Consider the following 16,362-nt stretch of genomic DNA (forward strand, 5'->3'; position numbering starts at 1 on the left):
TATGCTCGTTAACCATGCACCTCGCATGTCGCAGTCTTCCACTTTCGGCAAACTGCTGAGCCGCGCCGGCTGCAAGTTGGCCGCACTGACCCTGGCACTGGGCCTGGCCATGCCGGCGATGGCCGCCGAATGGCCAAGCCGCCCGGTGAGCATCATCGTGCCGGCTGGTGCGGGCGGTGGCTCCGACGGTACCGCGCGAATCCTGTCCAAGTACCTCAAGCAGGAGCTGGGGCAGCAGTTCAACGTCATCAACCTGGGGCAGGGCGGTGGCGTGGTCGGTATCCAGAAGATCATCAGCTCCAAGGCCGATGGCTACACCCTGGGCATCCTGTTCAACTATGCCCACTACAAGGAAATGGGTCAGGCCGACTTCAAGGCCAGCGACTTCACGCCCATCGGCCAGTACAACTTCGACCTGGCCGGTTTCCAGGTCAATACCGATTCGCCCTTCACCAGCCTGCGTCAGGCGCTCGATGCGCTGAAAGCCGACCCCGCCAAATACACCATCGCCTGTGCCGGCGGTTGTGGCGGCTCCTGGCCGATGGCCGTGGCCGGGTTGCTGGATGCCTGGCAGGTCGACCTGCAGAAAATTCGCATGATTCCCGGTCAGGGCGCCGCTGCGGCGATGCAGGATCTGGCTGCCGGTGGCGTCGACTTCGTGCCGTGCTCGCTGCCTGAGGCCGATGCGCTGCTGCGTTCCAACAAGGTGCGCAGCCTCGCGGTCTTCGGCTCCGAGCGCCAGGCCGCCTATCCAGACGTGCCGACCCTGAAAGAAGAAACCGGTCTGGATCTGGAACTGGGTTCGTTCCGCGCGCTGGTGGCGCCTGCCGGCCTGCCGGATGACATCAAGGTCAAGCTCGAAGCGACCTTGGAGAAAATCTACAACGACCCCGAATGGCGCAAGGAAATGCAAGCTCGCGGCTTCCGTCCGCAGTGGCGCAACGCCGAAGCCTTCGGTGAGTACCTGGAGCAGCACACCCGTGACGTCCAGGCACTGATCAGCAAGCTCAATCCGTAATCGTCGCGCCACCCGCCTGCCGAACAGGCAGGCGGTAGGGCGGCTGATCGTCAGGAGCGCACAGCATGAAATTCAGCGACATCACCCTTGGGGTGCTCTTCACCCTGCTCGGGCTGGGTGTTCTTTTGCACGGCCAGCAGATGAAGGTTTCACCGTTCTTCCAATACGGTGCCGGTTTTTTCCCGTCGATCATCGGCAGCTTGCTGGCGGTCTGCGGGGTGATCCTGCTGATCAAGGGCGTGCGCCTGGCGCTGGTTCAGCAGGGCGGTGGCTTCTGGCTGGTGCAGGCCGGCCCCTGGCTGCGTGATCGTGAGCGGGTGATCAACATCCTGCTGGTACCGCTGCTGGTGGTGGCGTTCATCGCCGCCATCGAAAGCGCCGGATTCCTGCTCTGTTGCGTGGTGCTGGTCGGCGTGCTGTGCCAGCGCTTCAGTGGCCGACCGCTGTTGTCCTGGGTGACTGCAGTGCTGGTCACCCTGTTTCTCTACCTGTTCTTTCAGCAGGTGATGAGCGTGCAACTGCCCATGGGCTTTCTCACCGACTACCTAGGAGGCTGAGTGTGGACGCGATAATCAATGCTTTCGGCATGGTGATGACATTCGAGGTTCTGGCGGTGATGGTGGTGGCTGCCATCTACGGCCTGTTCGTCGGTGCCATCCCTGGCCTCACCGCGACCATGGCGGTAGCGCTGATGGTACCGGTGACCTTCTTCATGGATCCGGTGCCGGCGATTTCTGCCATCGTCACCATGGCCGCCATGGCGATCTTCGCCGGTGACCTGCCCGCGGTGTACATGCGCATGCCTGGCACGCCGGCTTCGGCGGCCTATACCGAGCCCTGCTACAGCCTCGCGCAACGTGGCCTAGGCGAATATGCCCTCAGCATGAGCGCGGTCAGTTCGGCAATCGGCGGCAGCATCGGCGTACTGGCGCTGATTCTGTTCGCACCATTCCTGGCCGAGTTCGCCCTCAACTTCAGTTCGTTCGAATACTTCTGGCTGGCCTGCATGGGGCTGACCGCCGCCATCGCGGTTTCCGACAGCTCGCCGGTCAAGGGCGCGGTTTCGCTGCTGCTGGGTTTGCTGGTGGCAAGCGTGGGGTTGGATCCGGTGTCTGGCGAGGCGCGCTTCACCTTTGGCAATGCCGACCTGCTCGGTGGCCTGGGTTTTATCCCGGTGATCATCGGCCTGTTCGCAGTGGCGGAAATTCTGCGTTTCTGCACCCGCAACAGCCGCGTCGGTAATTCCCGGCAGGCCGCGCTGGTGCCGCAGAAACCCATGCTGTTGCAGGCGTTGCGCGACATCTTCAAATACAAGGCGGGCGTGGCTCAAGGCTCGTTCGTGGGCGTGCTGATCGGCATCCTGCCGGGGGCGGGGGCCGATGTGGCGGCGTACATTTCCTACGCCATGTCCAAGCGCGCTGCGGCCAAACGCACCACGCCGGACGAGGTCAACATGGCCAAGATCGTCCCGGCTACTGCAGCCAACAACGCGGCGGTGGGTGGCAGCTTCATCCCGGCCACGGTGTTTGGCATTCCAGGCGACTCGCTGACCGCCATCGTCATCGGCGTGTTGTTCATGAAGGGGCTGAATCCGGGGCCGACGATCTTCACCGAGAACGCCGACATGATCAACGCGGTGTTCCTGGCCTTCCTCCTCGCCAACATCCTGCTGGTTCCCTTTGGCTTTCTCGCCATCAAGCTGTTCAAGCGTGTGCTGCAGGTGCCGCAGAGCATCCTCATGCCGGTGATCCTGGCGTTCTCCATCGTCGGCGCCTTCGCCGTGGAAAACACCCTGTTCGCCATCGCCATCATTCTCGCCTTCGGCATCATCGGGTTCTTCATGGAAGAAAACGGCTTTCCGCTGGCGCCGATGATTCTTGGCATCGTTCTTGGGCCGATGCTCGAGGAAACCTTCATCACTTCGATGATGCGTGCCCAGGGCGACTTGATGGTGTTCTTCGAACGCCCGGTTTCCCTGACGCTGGCCATCATCACCCTGTCGCTGTGGATGCTGCCGCTGTTACTGCGCGTGCTCAAGCGCCGTGCCGGCATCCCCCCGCAATCACCTGCCCATCGCAAAGAGGAATGTACCCAATGACTTTCAATGACCTGCGCGGCAAGCGCGTGCTGATCACCGGCTCCACCCTGGGCATCGGCCTGGCCACCGCGCGTGCCTTCGCCAAGCTTGGCGCCCATGTCGGCATCACCGCGCGCAACACGCCGGCCAATCTCGATGCACTGCTCAGCGAGCTGTCGGCCGATGGCGGCCAGGCCGCGTTTTTCGCCGGTGATCTGGGCAAGACCGATGCCTGTGTGGCTACAGTCGCGGCGTTCGTCGAACGTTTCGGCGGCATCGACGTGCTGATCAACAACGCCGGCGCACTGCTGGAGCGCCGAGGTCTGGAGAGCATCGACGACGTCTTCTTCGACGCCATGACCGACGTCAACCTGCGCTCGGCGCTGATGGTCACCCGAGAAGCCATCCCTCATCTGCGCGCTTCGGCCAAGGCCAGCGGGCAAAGCGCGTCGGTAATCACTACCGGCTCGATTGCCGCACATGGCGGCGGTGGCCCGGGCGCGAGCCTGTATGCGGCGGCCAAGGCCTGGCTGCACAACATTCAGCGCAACTGGGTGCGTGAATTCACTCCGGCCAATATCCGCTTCAACATCGTCTCGCCGGGTACCGTGGACACCGCCTTTCACGCCGACAAGGATGAGGCCGCACGCGCTGCGGTCAGTACCACCATCCCGATGGGTCGCTTCGGCACCCCAGAGGAAATGGCGCCTTCGTACCTGTTTCTCGCGTCCCATGCCTGCAGTGGCTACATCACCGGCCAGGTGCTCGACGTCAACGGCGGGCAGGCGATGCCATGACTGCGTCAGTCGCTTTCGCCCCAGGGGTATTGAGTTATGGCCTGCCTATCGGTCTGGAGCAGGCGCGGCATGTCGCGGCGGCTGCCGAGCGGGAGGCTCGCGCCAATGGCTGGCCGATGGTGATTGCCGTGGCCGACAGCGGTGGTCATCTGGTGGTGTTGCACAAGCTCGATGAAGCGGCGCTGGGCAGTGTCGAGGTGGCGATCAAGAAGGCCTCCACCGCTGCGCTGTTCAAGCGTTCCACCAAGGGCTTCGAAGAGACCCTGGCTACCGGCGGTGCGGCATTGCGCTTGTTGTCGATGCACAACGCCATTCTGCTGGAGGGCGGTGTGCCGCTGGTGCAGGACGGCAAGGTCATCGGCGCCATCGGTGTGTCGGGCATGCACCCGACCCAGGACGGGCAGGTCGCGCTGGCAGGAGCCGCCGCGCTGGAGTAGCTGCAGCGCCCGCGCATGCAAGGTGCGCGGGCGTACTCACATCACGTGCGGTTGGCGATCTTCTGCAGGTTTTCGTGGATCTTGAACAGCACGATCATCAGCTCGCACCAGATACGCGCGCCGATGGCACCGCCGATCAGGGTGCCGAGGCCGCCAAGAAAACTGCCATAACCGCTGAACATCATCGTCAGGCCACTGATCGCCACACTGAGCAGCAACAGCCAGTAGACGAAGGTGATGATTTTCGGGGTGAGCATCGCGTCGAAGAAGAACAGGTTCTTCATGGTGTAACTCCAGTCCATGGTAGGGATTCCCGGGCGCCGAGCCCGAGGCGGCGGGAGAGTAGCAGGCCAGAGCGGCCGCAGCCAGTTGGACTGGAGCGCTCGTGGTAACGCGCCTGAAATGAGGTTAGCGTGCTCGTCCCGGCTGTCTATCAGAGGATACCTATCCATGCTCAGGCTCCACGGTTTCGCCGTCAGCAATTACTACAACATGGTCAAGCTCGCCCTGCTGGAGAAGGGGCTGCCCTTCGAAGAGGTGCGTGCCTACGCATGCCGCGAGCAAGCCTTCCTGGCCATCAGCCCACGCGGCAAGGTGCCGGTGCTGGAGTGCGACGAGGGCTTTATCAGCGAGACTTCGGCGATCCTCGAGTACCTCGAGGCGCTGGGGCAGGGCACCGCGCTATTGCCGCAGGGTGCGTTCGAGCAGGCGAAGGCGCGTGAGCTGGCCAGGCACATCGAGCTGTATATCGAGTTGCCGGCGCGCTACTGCTACGCCCAGGCGTTTTTCGGCATGCAGCTGGATCCGGCGATTCTCAAAAAGGGTCGCGAGGAATTGCTCGCCGGTGTCGACTCGCTAAAGCGCCTGGGTGTGTTCTCGCCTTACGTGGCCGGTGACAGCATGAGCCTGGCCGACCTGTACTTCCTGTACAGCATCGACCTGGCCGCCGCCGTGGCGCACAAGCTGTTCGAGATCGACCTGCTCGCCGATTTTTCCGAGGCCCGCGCACTGCTCGAGCGCTTTGCCACGAACCCCAATGTACAGCGGGTAGCGGCTGACAAAGAGGCGGCGTTCGGGCCGTTCATGGCACACATGAAGGCCCGCGTGGCGGGCTGATCAGCCTGCGGCGAAGCGGGTCAGGGCTTCGCCGGCGAGGCGGTAGCCGATCCACTCGTTCTGCGGTTTCGCGCCGATGGAGTCGTAGAAGTCGATGGCCGGCTGATTCCAGTCCAGTACCGACCACTCGAAACGCCCGCAACCACGCGCCACCGCCAGTTTGGCCAGGTGGCGCAGCAGCGCCTTGCCTGCGCCAACACCGCGTTGTTGCGGGGTGACGTAGAGGTCTTCCAGATACAGGCCGTGCTTGCCCAGCCAGGTCGAGTAATTGAAGAAGTACACGGCGTAACCGATGGGCTCGCCGTCCAGCTCGCAGATCAGGCCATGGGCCGTGCCACCCTCGGCGAACAGACTGCTCTCGATGCCGGCAACGTCGGTCTTGACCTCGTGCTCGGCCTTTTCGTAGATGGCCAGGTCGGTGATGAAACGCAGGATCAGGGCGGCGTCTTCGCGCACCGCAGGGCGAATGTTGAGTGGCATCTGGTTCTTCCGGAAAGAGTGAATCGTGTTATCGAATGGTTACGTCAGTCGGCAGGCTGGTCAGGAAACGTTCGACTGCCTGGCGTGAATCGAGTCGCAGGTAATGACGATGAGCCGGGGCGTTGCGCATTTCTTCGCCGTAACGCTGCCGGTAAATGGCATGACGCGTCCAGGCCCAGACGAGAATCGACTGTTCGGGCTTGAGGCTAAACAGGTTGCTCCAGCGCTCGCGGTTGCCGTTCCACAGTACCTGGCGGCTGAACAACCGTCGCAATGTGCGCCACAGCACTTGGCGCATCACGGTTGGCCGCGGTAAATCCAGCCAGATCACCATGTCCGTGCGCTCCAGCACCAGAGGGCGAGCCGAGGAGTAGTTGCCTTCCACGACCCAGCCATCGCCCTCTATAGCCTCGGCGACCTGTGCCTGAAACTGCTCAGTGGGCAGGGTTTGCCAGTCAGGCTGGTGATACAGGGCATCCAGTTCGACATGGCGATAACCGAGCTGTCGCGCCAGTTGGCGTGACAGCGTGGTCTTGCCCGCGCCCGAACAGCCGACCACCGAAATGCGTCGGCCGGCAATCATCAGCGCGAGGCGAGCAGGGCCCGGCCGCGTTCCACAGCCAGGCGTACCTGGCGTGGTGCGGTGCCGCCGATATGGTCGCGGGCGTTCACCGAGCCTTCCAGGGTCAGCACGGCGAACACATCCTGTTCGATCTGGTCGCTGAAGCGGCGCAGTTCTTCGAGGCTCATCTCGGCCAGATCCTTGCCGCTGTCCACGCCGTATTTCACCGCGTGGCCGACGATTTCGTGGCAGTCGCGGAAAGGCAGGCCCTTGCGTACCAGGTAATCAGCCAGATCGGTGGCCGTGGAGAAACCGCGCAGGGCCGCTTCGCGCATGATGGCGTGCTTGGGTTTGATCGCCGGGATCATGTCGGCGAAGGCGCGCAGCGAGTCGCGCAGGGTGTCGGCGGCGTCGAACAGCGGCTCCTTGTCTTCCTGATTGTCCTTGTTGTAGGCCAGTGGCTGGCCTTTCATCAGGGTCAGCAGGCCGGTCAGAGCGCCGAACACACGGCCGGTCTTGCCGCGTACCAGCTCGGGTACGTCCGGGTTCTTCTTCTGCGGCATGATCGAGGAGCCGGTGCAGAACCGATCCGGCAGGTCGATGAACTGGAACTGGGCGCTGGTCCACAGCACCAGCTCTTCCGAGAAGCGCGACAGGTGCATCATCGCGATGGACGCCGCGGCGCAGAATTCGATGGCGAAGTCACGATCCGACACGCCGTCCAGCGAGTTGCCGCCCACAGCGTCGAAACCGAGCAGCTCGGCAGTGATTTCACGCTGGATCGGGTAGGTGGTGCCCGCCAGTGCGGCGCTGCCCAGGGGCATGCGATTGGTGCGCTTGCGGCAATCGACCAGGCGCTCGTGGTCGCGGCTGAGCATTTCGAACCAGGCCAGCAGGTGATGGCCGAAGGTTACCGGCTGAGCGGTCTGCAGATGGGTGAAGCCGGGCATGATGGTCTCGGCTTCACGCTCGGCCTGCTCCAGCAGGCCCTGTTGCAGGCGGGTGATCTCGGCGAGGATCAGGTCGATCTCGTCACGCAGCCACAGGCGAATGTCGGTGGCCACCTGATCATTGCGCGAGCGGCCGGTGTGCAGCTTCTTGCCGGTCACGCCAATGCGGTCGGTCAGGCGCGCCTCGATGTTCATGTGCACGTCTTCCAGGTCGACGCGCCAGTCGAACTGGCCAGCTTCGATTTCGCCCTGAATCTGGGTCAGGCCGTCGATGATCGCATCGCGCTCCGCATCGGTCAGCACGCCCGCCTTGGCCAGCATGGTGGCGTGGGCGATGGAGCCCATGATGTCGTGGCGATACAGGCGCTTGTCGAATTCCACCGAGGCGGTGAAACGGGCGACGAAGGCGTCGACGGGCTCGCTGAAGCGGCCGCCCCAGGACTGATTGGTTTTTTCGATGCTCATGGTCTGACTCGGCTGTATGCAGGTGCGGACGGGCCGGAAGTTTCCGGCACGACGGAAAAGTCTGCTGATGATAACAGACACGTCGGCCTGCGCAGCGGCTCGGGCGAGTGTTGGCTGGATCACAATTTCATCAGCAGTAACGCATTTCGGTGGGTTATTTCGCCCGCTTGCGGTGGGCTCTCTTGCTCGCTTCGAGGCGCGCGCGGACACTGCGGCGATGAACACCAATCGAAAGACCTCGACCCCCTCCGCGCCCGATGATTTCTTCGTGCCCGAGCTGTGCCAGCCCGAGGCGCTGCTCACCACCGTACTGCTAGCCGAACTGCTGGTGCTCGTGCTGGTACTCGCCGAGCCGATGCTGCCCGGTTTCGACTGGGTGCGCCTGGCGCTGACGTCGTTGTTCGTGCAGTGGATCGTACTGTTGTCCTCAGCGCTGCTGTGCCGCTTGCGGCCCCTGCTCGCCCGGCTGCAGGCTATGTGGGCCGGGGCGGCGTGCTGCGCTCTGGTGGTCGGCCTGACGCTCGGCTGTACGGCGGTCGCCGATTACTACGACCTTGGCGGACCGCTACCTCACGAGGGCGAGGTGAACCTGTACCTGCGTCACGCCCTGATCAGCCTGATCATGTCGGCACTGCTGTTGCGCTATTTCTATCTGCAGAGCCAGTGGCGGCGCCAGGAGCAGGCGGAGCTGCGTGCGCGCATCGAGTCATTGCAGGCAAGGATCCGCCCGCATTTCCTGTTCAACAGTTTGAACAGCATCGCTAGCCTGGTTGTCACAGACTCTGTCAGGGCGGAACAGGCTGTGTTGGATCTTTCCGACCTGTTTCGTGCAAGTCTGGCCAGGCCCGGTACCCTCGTAAGTTGGAGTGAGGAACTGGAGTTGGCGCAGCGATACTTGTCGATCGAGCACTATAGGCTCGGCGAGCGACTACAGTTGCAATGGGAGATTGATGAGGTTCCCGCTGATTTACCCATTCCGCAGCTGACCCTGCAGCCGCTGCTGGAGAATGCTTTGATCTATGGTATCCAACCACGTATCGAAGGGGGACTGGTGCAGATATCAGCCAATTACATCGATGGTGTGTTTCACCTCAGTGTCAGCAATCCATACGAGGACAGCGGTACGCCTTTGGTCTCGCGCGGTACCCACCAGGCGCTTGCCAATATCGACGCGCGTCTTGCGGCACTTTTCGGTTCGCAAGCCAGTCTCAGCGTGGAGCGTCGTGATGGCCGACACTACACCCGTCTACGCTACCCATGTGCAAGACCCATGCAGGAAGCCAGATCATTATGAATGTCTTGATCGTCGATGACGAACCCCTTGCCCGAGAGCGCTTGAGCCGCATGGTTGCCGCGCTGGAGGGTTATCGTGTTGTCGAGCCCTCTGCGAGCAACGGTGAAGAGGCACTCGCTCTGGTCGAAAGCCTCAAACCCGATGTGGTGCTGCTCGACATCCGCATGCCAGGCCTTGATGGTCTCCAGGCTGCCGCTCGGCTTTGCGAACGCGAAGCGCCGCCTGCGGTGATCTTTTGCACCGCTCATGATGAGTTTGCCTTGGAGGCGTTTCGGGTCAGTGCCGTGGGTTATCTGGTTAAACCGGTACGCCCCGAGCATCTCGAAGAGGCCCTGAAAAAGGCCGAGCGTCTTAACCGCGTGCAATTGGCCGCGCTCACCCGTCCCGCTGCAGAAAGTGGCGTTGGACCGCGCAGTCATATTAGCGCCCGCACCCGTAAAGGCATCGAGCTGATCCCGCTTGATCATGTGATCTATTTCATCGCTGATCATAAGTACGTGACCCTGCGTCATGAGGGCGGTGAAGTACTGCTGGACGAGCCGCTCAAGGCGCTGGAGGACGAGTTTGGTGACCGCTTCGTGCGCATCCACCGTAATGCCTTGGTGGCTCGCGAGCGCATCGAGCGATTGCAGCGCACGCCGCTGGGGCATTTTCAGCTCTATCTGAAGGGGCTCAATGGCGATGCACTGGTGGTCAGTCGTCGTCACGTGGCGGGTGTGCGCAAGATGATGAATCACATCTAGCGCACGTACCTGATAGGGCGAAGGGTCGCAGGAGGCTTCGGGCTGGCGGCCCGAGAGCCTGTTATCATCGGTGGCAATCGGTTTTCTGGAATTGCCCCATGCCCCGCGAAATTCGCATCGCTACCCGCAAGAGCGCCCTGGCCCTTTGGCAGGCTGAATACGTCAAGGCTCGTCTCGAACAGGCCCATCCAGGGTTGCTGGTGAGCTTGGTGCCGATGGTCAGCCGCGGTGACAAACTGCTCGATGCACCGCTCGCGAAGATTGGTGGCAAGGGGCTGTTCGTCAAGGAGCTGGAGACCGCGCTGCTGGAAGACCAGGCCGACATCGCCGTGCATTCGATGAAGGATGTGCCGATGGACTTTCCCGAGGGCCTGGGGCTGTATTGCATCTGCGAGCGCGAAGACCCGCGCGATGCCTTCGTCTCCAACCATTTCGACAGCCTCGACGCTCTGCCCCAGGGCAGCGTGGTCGGCACCTCGAGCCTGCGTCGTCAGGCGCAGTTGTTGGCGCGTCGGCCCGATCTGAAAATCCAGTTCCTGCGCGGCAACGTTAATACCCGTCTGGCCAAACTGGATGCCGGTGAGTACGACGCCATCATCCTCGCTGCTGCCGGCCTGATTCGCTTGGGTTTCGAGGCGCGCATCCGTGACTCCATCGCCATCGAACACAGTCTGCCTGCAGGTGGGCAAGGTGCGGTCGGTATCGAATGCCGGGTTGATGATGCTGAACTGCAGGCCCTGTTGGCGCCGCTCAATCACCTTGAGACCGCCCTGCGGGTCACTGCCGAACGGGCCATGAACAAGCGCCTCAATGGTGGCTGTCAGGTGCCGATCGCCTGCTACGCGATTCTTGAAGGCGAGCAACTGTGGCTGCGCGGCCTGGTCGGCGAGCCCGATGGTAGCCGTTTGCTGCGTGCCGAGCAGCGTGGTGACGCAGAAGATGCCGAGCGCCTCGGCATCGAGGTAGCCGAAGCCTTGCTCGCCCAGGGTGCTGGCGAGATCCTGCAGGCCATTTACGGCGAGGCTGCTGCCGAGTGAGCGGTTGGCGCCTGCTGCTGACGCGCCCCGAGCAGGAATGCCAGGTGCTCGCTGCGGCGCTCGCCAGCGAGGGCGTCCATGGCGCCTGCCTGCCACTGCTGGGTATCGAACCGCTGCCGGAGACCCCGGAGCAAAGTGCGCTCATTTGTGACCTGCATCGCTATACCGCGGTCATCGTGGTCAGCAAGCCAGCTGCGCGTTTCGGCCTCGATCTGCTCGATCGCTACTGGCCACAACCGCTGGCCGATCAGCCCTGGTTCACCGTAGGGGCGGGAACCGGACAGATTCTCGCCGACTACGGGCTGCCTGTAGCCTGGCCAGAGGGTGGTGACGACAGCGAGGCGTTACTGGCCTTGCCAGCACTGCAAACGGCGCTGCAGGATGCGCTGTTTCCCCGGGTATTGATCATTCGTGGCGAGGATGGGCGCACCCTACTAGCCGAGCAATTGCGGGGGCAGGGCGTCGAGGTCGACTACCTGCCGGTCTATCGGCGCGTGCTGCCGGGTTATCCTGTTGGCACCCTGCAGCGGCTATTTCAGGTGGAACGCTTGAATGGCGTGGCGGTCAGCAGTGGGCAGGGTCTGATGCATCTGCGCCAACTGGCAGCGGATGACTGGCCGCAGCTGGCGCAACTACCCTTGTTCGTACCCAGCCCGCGAGTCGCCATCATGGCCCGCGAACTGGGTGCGCTGAATGTTGTGGATTGCCGTGGTGCTGATACCGCGGCGTTGTTGGCGGCCTTGCGTGCGCAGGCTTCGCCCGACTTGTGAAGCAAAGGATGGATACGTGAGCGAAGCGACTACCCCGAAAGAGCAGGAGCAGCCTGTACAACCCGCCCTCGAATCTTCTCCGGCTACCGGCGAAGCCAGACCCGCCTCGCGGGGCTCTGCGTTGGCGGCCGTGGCCCTGCTGATCGGCGCGATCGGTGTTGGTGTCGGCGGCTGGAGTGCTTGGCAACTGCGCGCTTTGCAGGCCGAGGCGGCGCAGCAGTCAGGGCAGCTCGAGGAGGCGCGTAGCCAAACCCAGGCGCTGTCGCAGCGTACCAATACTCTGGACAACCGTTTCGGGCAGCTGCCGACCGTCGAGGAGCTGGAAGAACGCCGTCGCCTGGTGGCCCAGTTGCAGGGTGATCAGCAACTGCTCAATCAGCGTCTGGAAACCGTGCTGGGCGCCAGCCGCCAGGACTGGCGCCTGGCCGAGGCCGAGCATCTGCTGCGTCTGGCCAGTCTGCGTTTGTCCGCGTTGCAGGACACCAACAGCGCCACGGCGCTGGTGCAGGCGGCCGACGAGATTGTTCGCGATCAGAATGACCCGGCAGCGTTCGCGGCCCGCGAGCAATTGGCCAGGAGCCTGGAGGCGCTGCGTTCGACCGAGAATCCGGATCGTACCGGGTTGTTCCTGCAACTTGGCGCCCTGCGCGAGCAGGCGTCGCAGTTGAACTCGCTGAATCCGAAATTCGTGGCAGACGGTGGTGTGCTCGGTGAGCTGGCTGCGGACAGCGCGCCAGGCACCTGGTGGAGTAATGGTCTGCAGACGCTGTCGCAGTACTTCCGTCTCGATTTCAATGCCGACCAGAACATTCGCCCGCTGCTTGCCGGGCAAAGCCTGACCCAGGTACGCCTGGCACTGAGTCTTGCGCTCGAACAGGCGCAGTGGGCGGCGCTGCACGGCGAGACCCAGGTCTATCGTCAGGCGCTGCAGCAGGCTGGCGAGGTACTGGACGCCAACTTCAATCGCGACAACCCCGATAGCCGTGCCCTGCGCACGCGGGTTGGCGAACTGGTCGACAAGCCCATCGAAGTGGAGGTGCCCGAGCTGACGCAGTCACTCAATGCGGTGCAGGCCTACATCGAGCACAAGCAATCGGCACGTGAGCGTCTCAAGGATGCGCCGACCGATGAGGCAGCTGGCAACGAGGAGGAGCGCCCATGAAGCGCGTTTACCTGCTGCTGCTCGCCCTGGTGGTGATCGGTGGCCTGGCGCTGCTTGGCCTGGCCATCTCCGAACACAAGGGCTATGTGCTGTTCGCCTACCAGGGCTTCCGCTACGAGTCGACGCTGTGGGCATTCGTGCTGCTGATCGTGGCGGTATGGCTGACGCTGTGGCTGCTGCGCCTGGTCATTCGTGCGCTGTTGACCTCGCTTGGGCTGGTCAATCCGTGGTCACGCCTGCACCGTGAGCGCCGTGTGCGCAGCGCCTCGGAACACGGCTTTCAGGAACTGATCGAGGGCCGCTGGGCCAAGGCTCAGACGCATCTGAGCCGAATTGCCCGCAATGAGCCGCGCCCGCTGATTCATTACCTCGGCGCTGCCCGCGCCGCCCACAATCTCGAGCACTACGAGGAAAGCGACGCGCTGTTGGCCGAGGCGCTGGAGCGCCAGCCCAATGCCGAGCTGGCCATCGCCCTGACCCACGCTGAGCTGCAACTGGCACGTGGGCAGGTGGACACCGCTCAGGAAACGCTGCTGGTGATGCAGGAGCGTCATCCGCGTAACCCGCAAGTGTTACGCCAATTGCAGGATCTGTACGTGATACGTGGCGACTGGCAAGCACTGCTCAAACTGCTGCCGGTGTTGCGCAAGGAGAAAGCGCTGGCTCCTGCCGAGCTGATGATGCTGGAGCGTCGTGCCTGGCGAGAATACCTCACCGGCATAGACTTGAACGCTGCCGATGAAAGCGCGTTGCCTTCCCTGGCCCAGGCCTGGGAGCGACTGTCGCCCAACCTGCGCGGCGAGCCCGAACTGCTTGCGGTATATGTTGATCGTCTGCGTATGCTGGGTGCCGAGCCGGGTGCCGAGGAACTGCTCAACAAGGCACTGAATCGCGAATACGACAGTCGCCTGGCGCGTCTTTACGGCCTTCTGCATGGCCGTGATCCGGCTCGCCAGCTGCAGGCTGCCGAGGGCTGGCTGAAACAGCACCCCAACGATGCCGGCTTGCTGCTGACCCTTGGCCGTCTGAGCCTGCATAACCAGCTGTGGGGCAAGGCCCGAGAGTACTTCGAGAGCAGCCTGACCTTCGAGCGTCATCCGGAAACCTGTGCCGATCTCGCACGGCTGCTCGCGCAACTGGGTGAAGTGGAGCGCAGTAACCGCTTGTTTCAAGAGGGCCTCGGCCTGCTCGATCGCCGCCTCAGTGGGCAGGTCGTCAGCGTTCCCGCCGTCGCTACCGCCGAGTCGCAGGCTGTGCGCCCTGCAAGCTGAGCCATGATGACTTGCGCTGGCGCTGCTCCGGTGCTTATGACGAAGCGCCTTGAAGCCTTGGATGAGGGGGCATACCCTGAGCGGAAATGAGTGTTCGGACTGCAATACGAATCATGCTAGTGTCCGGACTCGGCTGCACGTTCAGGGATCAGGCGTGACGCTTTCGTCGTTGTCGGTGCACGAGCATGGCTCACACCAGAACGGCAGCAGGTGAATGCTGCCGATAGGGCGATCAGCCAACTTCCGATTCGGGGCGACGACGATTTGCTGAACGATAGTTGTTGCCCGGATGCCTACAGGAAATACCGATAAGGGAGGGAGATCACCATGCTCGAGAGTTGCCAGAATGCACAGGAGCGGTGGGGCGGCGTACACCTGTTGATCGATCGCTGGTTGCAGGAGCGTGCTGAACTGATCAAGGCTTATGCGGCCATCGATGATGTCAGCGACAAGGCCGTCGTGCAGCGTTTCTGCGAGATCCTCGTCGACTACGTTTCCGCTGGGCATTTCGAGGTCTACCAGCAGCTTACCGAAGAGGCCCGAGCGTTCGGTGACCAGCGCGGTCTCGAGCTGGCCAAGCAGATCTACCCGCGCCTCGAAGTGATCACCGAAGCCGCACTGGCGTTCAATGATCGCTGTGATGAAGGTGATTGTGGCGATGTCGAGGCAGTCAGTGCCGAACTCAAACGCCTCGGGCAGATGCTGCATGAGCGCTTCGAACTCGAAGACTGCCTGATCGAAGTGCTGCACACCGCTCACCAGCAGCAGGCCACCGCCGACGCGGTATGACGCTCAACGCCGCGCGAGTTCGCGGCGTTTTAGTTTCCTCCGATTCTGTGTGCGGGTGCCCGCTCCGGTTGCTGTACGCATGTGCTTGCAAAGCGCCGCTAGCGGGCGCAAATTCACAGGTCTAGTATGGCTTCATCTCATCCGCCAGGAGGCGCGCCATGTCGGCCACGAAAAACGTGAAAAAGAAATCGGTCACCACTCCGCTGCACCTGCTTCAACAGCTTTCCGGAAGCTTGCTCGAGCACCTCGAAAGTGCCTGCTCGCAAGCCTTGGTCGACGCTGAAAAAGTGCTCGCCAAACTGGAAAAGCAACGCGGTGCTGCACAGGAAAAACTGCACAAGGCTCGCGGTAAACTGCAAGCCTCCGTTGCTGCAGGCAAAGCCAAGGCTCAGTCCAAGGCCAAGTCCGCCGTCGGCGAGCTGGAAGGCGTACTGGATGGGCTGCAGGCTCGCCAGAGCGAAACCCGTCAGTACATCGTGCAGCTCAAGCGTGATGCTCAGGAAAGCCTGAAACTGGCCCAAGGCGTCGGCAAGGTTCGTGAAGCTGCCAGCAAGGTTTTGGCCACTCGCAGCAAGGCCCCAGCCAAACCTGCCGCTGCCGCCAAGCCCGCTGCCAAAGTCGCTGCGAAACCTGCTGCTGCCAAGCCAGCTGTCAAAGTCGCTGCGAAACCTGCTGCTGCCAAGCCAGCTGTCAAAGTCGCCGCGAAACCTGCTGCTGCCAAGCCAGCCGCCAAAGCCGCCGCGAAACCTGCTGCCGCCAAGCCAGCCGCCAAAGCCGCCGCGAAACCTGCTGCCGCCAAGCCGGCTGCTAAAGCCGCTGCGAAACCTGCTGCCGCCAAGCCGGCTGCTAAAGCCGTTGCGAAACCTGCTGCCGCCAAGCCAGCTGCTAAAGCCGCTGCGAAACCTGCTGCCGCCAAGCCAGCTGCCAAGGCCGCCGCGAAACCTGCTGCCGCCAAGCCAGCTGCTAAAGCCGCTGCAAAACCAGCCGCCGCCAAGCCAGTTGCCAAACCTGCTGCTACCAAGACCGCAGCCAAGCCAGCACCTACTGCCGCGAAACCTGCTGCCAAAGCACCAGCGAAACCAGCGGCGGCCAAACCTGCGGCCAAGCCAGTTGTAGCTGACAAGCCGGCTGCTGCAGCCCCTGCTGCAGGCAAACCTGCCAGCGAGTCGAGCCCGCCTCCAGCTCCGGCGGCGAGCAATACCAATGGTGTAACCCCGCCTAACGCCAGCTGATTCAGCTGTCTGAAAGCCTGCGAGCACTCCCTGTCGGAGTGTTCGCGGGCTGTCTCCCGCGAGGGTATGGCTCGCATCGATTCGCTGCTACATCCTTGTCTTGCCTTCCTGCTGTTTCGGCGCCTCTCTGCCGCGCCTGCCGGTTGCGCCCGTTTCCCTTGT

The 16,362-nt window shown here is 62.8% G+C and carries 18 protein-coding genes; 14 read left to right on the forward strand and 4 right to left on the reverse strand.

Annotated features, from left to right (window positions below; all coding sequences use genetic code 11):
* The first annotated feature begins 1 nt into the window (after nucleotide 1).
* From K5Q02_RS06720 to K5Q02_RS06740, 5 genes are all read left to right on the forward strand, one after another.
* The gene (locus K5Q02_RS06720; protein ID WP_225837615.1) at nucleotides 2-1,018 is read left to right on the forward strand and encodes a Bug family tripartite tricarboxylate transporter substrate binding protein; all 1,017 of its coding nucleotides are present in this window, start codon (nucleotides 2-4) and stop codon (nucleotides 1,016-1,018) included.
* A gap of 65 nt (nucleotides 1,019-1,083) precedes the next feature.
* Nucleotides 1,084-1,575: a tripartite tricarboxylate transporter TctB family protein gene (locus K5Q02_RS06725; protein WP_225837617.1), complete on the forward strand. Its 492-nt coding sequence runs from the start codon at nucleotides 1,084-1,086 to the stop codon at nucleotides 1,573-1,575.
* A gap of 2 nt (nucleotides 1,576-1,577) precedes the next feature.
* A complete protein-coding gene (locus tag K5Q02_RS06730; protein WP_225837626.1) occupies nucleotides 1,578-3,116 on the forward strand; it encodes a tripartite tricarboxylate transporter permease in 1,539 nt (512 codons plus the stop codon).
* The gene (locus K5Q02_RS06735) at nucleotides 3,113-3,892 is read left to right on the forward strand and encodes an SDR family NAD(P)-dependent oxidoreductase (protein WP_225837628.1); all 780 of its coding nucleotides are present in this window, start codon (nucleotides 3,113-3,115) and stop codon (nucleotides 3,890-3,892) included. The genes K5Q02_RS06730 and K5Q02_RS06735 overlap by 4 nt, the downstream gene beginning before the upstream one ends.
* The gene (locus tag K5Q02_RS06740) at nucleotides 3,889-4,329 is read left to right on the forward strand and encodes a GlcG/HbpS family heme-binding protein (RefSeq protein ID WP_225837630.1); all 441 of its coding nucleotides are present in this window, start codon (nucleotides 3,889-3,891) and stop codon (nucleotides 4,327-4,329) included. The genes K5Q02_RS06735 and K5Q02_RS06740 overlap by 4 nt, the downstream gene beginning before the upstream one ends.
* Before the next feature lie 41 nt (nucleotides 4,330-4,370).
* On the opposite strand, the gene K5Q02_RS06745 is transcribed toward K5Q02_RS06740, so the two are convergent.
* Nucleotides 4,371-4,631, reverse strand: coding sequence for a DUF4282 domain-containing protein (locus tag K5Q02_RS06745; protein ID WP_228747499.1), 261 nt, complete (start codon nucleotides 4,629-4,631; stop codon nucleotides 4,371-4,373).
* 148 nt (nucleotides 4,632-4,779) lie between these two features.
* Between K5Q02_RS06745 and K5Q02_RS06750 the strand changes: the two genes are divergently transcribed.
* Nucleotides 4,780-5,445, forward strand: coding sequence for a glutathione S-transferase family protein (locus K5Q02_RS06750; RefSeq protein WP_225837631.1), 666 nt, complete (start codon nucleotides 4,780-4,782; stop codon nucleotides 5,443-5,445).
* On the opposite strand, the gene K5Q02_RS06755 is transcribed toward K5Q02_RS06750, so the two are convergent.
* Genes K5Q02_RS06755 through argH form a run of 3 tightly spaced genes read right to left on the reverse strand, consistent with a single transcriptional unit; the run spans nucleotide 5,446 to nucleotide 7,902 of the window.
* Nucleotides 5,446-5,925: a GNAT family N-acetyltransferase gene (locus K5Q02_RS06755; RefSeq protein ID WP_225837633.1), complete on the reverse strand. Its 480-nt coding sequence runs from the start codon at nucleotides 5,923-5,925 to the stop codon at nucleotides 5,446-5,448.
* A gap of 28 nt (nucleotides 5,926-5,953) precedes the next feature.
* Nucleotides 5,954-6,508: an AAA family ATPase gene (locus K5Q02_RS06760; protein ID WP_225837636.1), complete on the reverse strand. Its 555-nt coding sequence runs from the start codon at nucleotides 6,506-6,508 to the stop codon at nucleotides 5,954-5,956.
* Complete coding sequence (argH, locus tag K5Q02_RS06765; protein ID WP_225837638.1) at nucleotides 6,508-7,902, reverse strand: argininosuccinate lyase; 1,395 nt, start codon at nucleotides 7,900-7,902, stop codon at nucleotides 6,508-6,510. The genes K5Q02_RS06760 and argH overlap by 1 nt, the downstream gene beginning before the upstream one ends.
* 217 nt (nucleotides 7,903-8,119) lie before the next feature.
* Between argH and K5Q02_RS06770 the strand changes: the two genes are divergently transcribed.
* From K5Q02_RS06770 to K5Q02_RS06805, 8 genes are all read left to right on the forward strand, one after another.
* Entirely contained in the window at nucleotides 8,120-9,196 is a 1,077-nt protein-coding gene (locus K5Q02_RS06770) for a sensor histidine kinase (RefSeq protein WP_225839611.1), read from the forward strand.
* The gene (locus tag K5Q02_RS06775; RefSeq protein WP_225837640.1) at nucleotides 9,193-9,939 is read left to right on the forward strand and encodes a LytR/AlgR family response regulator transcription factor; all 747 of its coding nucleotides are present in this window, start codon (nucleotides 9,193-9,195) and stop codon (nucleotides 9,937-9,939) included. Before K5Q02_RS06770 ends, K5Q02_RS06775 begins: the two co-directional genes overlap by 4 nt.
* A gap of 98 nt (nucleotides 9,940-10,037) precedes the next feature.
* Nucleotides 10,038-10,976, forward strand: coding sequence for a hydroxymethylbilane synthase (hemC, locus tag K5Q02_RS06780; protein ID WP_225837642.1), 939 nt, complete (start codon nucleotides 10,038-10,040; stop codon nucleotides 10,974-10,976).
* Nucleotides 10,973-11,746 (forward strand): uroporphyrinogen-III synthase, encoded by a 774-nt coding sequence (locus K5Q02_RS06785; RefSeq protein ID WP_225837644.1) that lies wholly within the window; start codon nucleotides 10,973-10,975, stop codon nucleotides 11,744-11,746. Before hemC ends, K5Q02_RS06785 begins: the two co-directional genes overlap by 4 nt.
* A gap of 16 nt (nucleotides 11,747-11,762) precedes the next feature.
* Complete coding sequence (locus tag K5Q02_RS06790) at nucleotides 11,763-12,908, forward strand: uroporphyrinogen-III C-methyltransferase (RefSeq protein WP_225837645.1); 1,146 nt, start codon at nucleotides 11,763-11,765, stop codon at nucleotides 12,906-12,908.
* A complete protein-coding gene (locus tag K5Q02_RS06795; protein ID WP_225837647.1) occupies nucleotides 12,905-14,179 on the forward strand; it encodes a heme biosynthesis HemY N-terminal domain-containing protein in 1,275 nt (424 codons plus the stop codon). The genes K5Q02_RS06790 and K5Q02_RS06795 overlap by 4 nt, the downstream gene beginning before the upstream one ends.
* Before the next feature lie 327 nt (nucleotides 14,180-14,506).
* Nucleotides 14,507-14,968, forward strand: a complete 462-nt coding sequence (rsd, locus tag K5Q02_RS06800) for a sigma D regulator (RefSeq protein WP_225837649.1) — start codon at nucleotides 14,507-14,509, stop codon at nucleotides 14,966-14,968.
* 158 nt (nucleotides 14,969-15,126) lie between these two features.
* Nucleotides 15,127-16,200: an AlgP family protein gene (locus tag K5Q02_RS06805; protein ID WP_225837652.1), complete on the forward strand. Its 1,074-nt coding sequence runs from the start codon at nucleotides 15,127-15,129 to the stop codon at nucleotides 16,198-16,200.
* Nucleotides 16,201-16,362 lie beyond the last annotated feature (162 nt).

Source organism: Pseudomonas sp. MM211, from assembly GCF_020386635.1.
GTDB lineage: Bacteria > Pseudomonadota > Gammaproteobacteria > Pseudomonadales > Pseudomonadaceae > Aquipseudomonas.

What these genes read in the sequence shown, in the direction of transcription:
- K5Q02_RS06720 (WP_225837615.1), top strand. Translation starts at nt 2, where the DNA reads ATGCTCGTTAACCATGCACCTCGCATGTCGCAGTCTTCCACTTTCGGC.
- K5Q02_RS06725 (WP_225837617.1), top strand. Translation starts at nt 1,084, where the DNA reads ATGAAATTCAGCGACATCACCCTTGGGGTGCTCTTCACCCTGCTCGGG.
- K5Q02_RS06735 (WP_225837628.1), top strand. Translation starts at nt 3,113, where the DNA reads ATGACTTTCAATGACCTGCGCGGCAAGCGCGTGCTGATCACCGGCTCC.
- K5Q02_RS06740 (WP_225837630.1), top strand. Translation starts at nt 3,889, where the DNA reads ATGACTGCGTCAGTCGCTTTCGCCCCAGGGGTATTGAGTTATGGCCTG.
- K5Q02_RS06745 (WP_228747499.1), bottom strand. Translation starts at nt 4,631, where the DNA reads ATGGACTGGAGTTACACCATGAAGAACCTGTTCTTCTTCGACGCGATG.
- K5Q02_RS06750 (WP_225837631.1), top strand. Translation starts at nt 4,780, where the DNA reads ATGCTCAGGCTCCACGGTTTCGCCGTCAGCAATTACTACAACATGGTC.
- K5Q02_RS06755 (WP_225837633.1), bottom strand. Translation starts at nt 5,925, where the DNA reads ATGCCACTCAACATTCGCCCTGCGGTGCGCGAAGACGCCGCCCTGATC.
- K5Q02_RS06760 (WP_225837636.1), bottom strand. Translation starts at nt 6,508, where the DNA reads ATGATTGCCGGCCGACGCATTTCGGTGGTCGGCTGTTCGGGCGCGGGC.
- argH (WP_225837638.1), bottom strand. Translation starts at nt 7,902, where the DNA reads ATGAGCATCGAAAAAACCAATCAGTCCTGGGGCGGCCGCTTCAGCGAG.
- K5Q02_RS06770 (WP_225839611.1), top strand. Translation starts at nt 8,120, where the DNA reads ATGAACACCAATCGAAAGACCTCGACCCCCTCCGCGCCCGATGATTTC.
- K5Q02_RS06775 (WP_225837640.1), top strand. Translation starts at nt 9,193, where the DNA reads ATGAATGTCTTGATCGTCGATGACGAACCCCTTGCCCGAGAGCGCTTG.
- hemC (WP_225837642.1), top strand. Translation starts at nt 10,038, where the DNA reads ATGCCCCGCGAAATTCGCATCGCTACCCGCAAGAGCGCCCTGGCCCTT.
- K5Q02_RS06795 (WP_225837647.1), top strand. Translation starts at nt 12,905, where the DNA reads ATGAAGCGCGTTTACCTGCTGCTGCTCGCCCTGGTGGTGATCGGTGGC.
- rsd (WP_225837649.1), top strand. Translation starts at nt 14,507, where the DNA reads ATGCTCGAGAGTTGCCAGAATGCACAGGAGCGGTGGGGCGGCGTACAC.
- K5Q02_RS06805 (WP_225837652.1), top strand. Translation starts at nt 15,127, where the DNA reads ATGTCGGCCACGAAAAACGTGAAAAAGAAATCGGTCACCACTCCGCTG.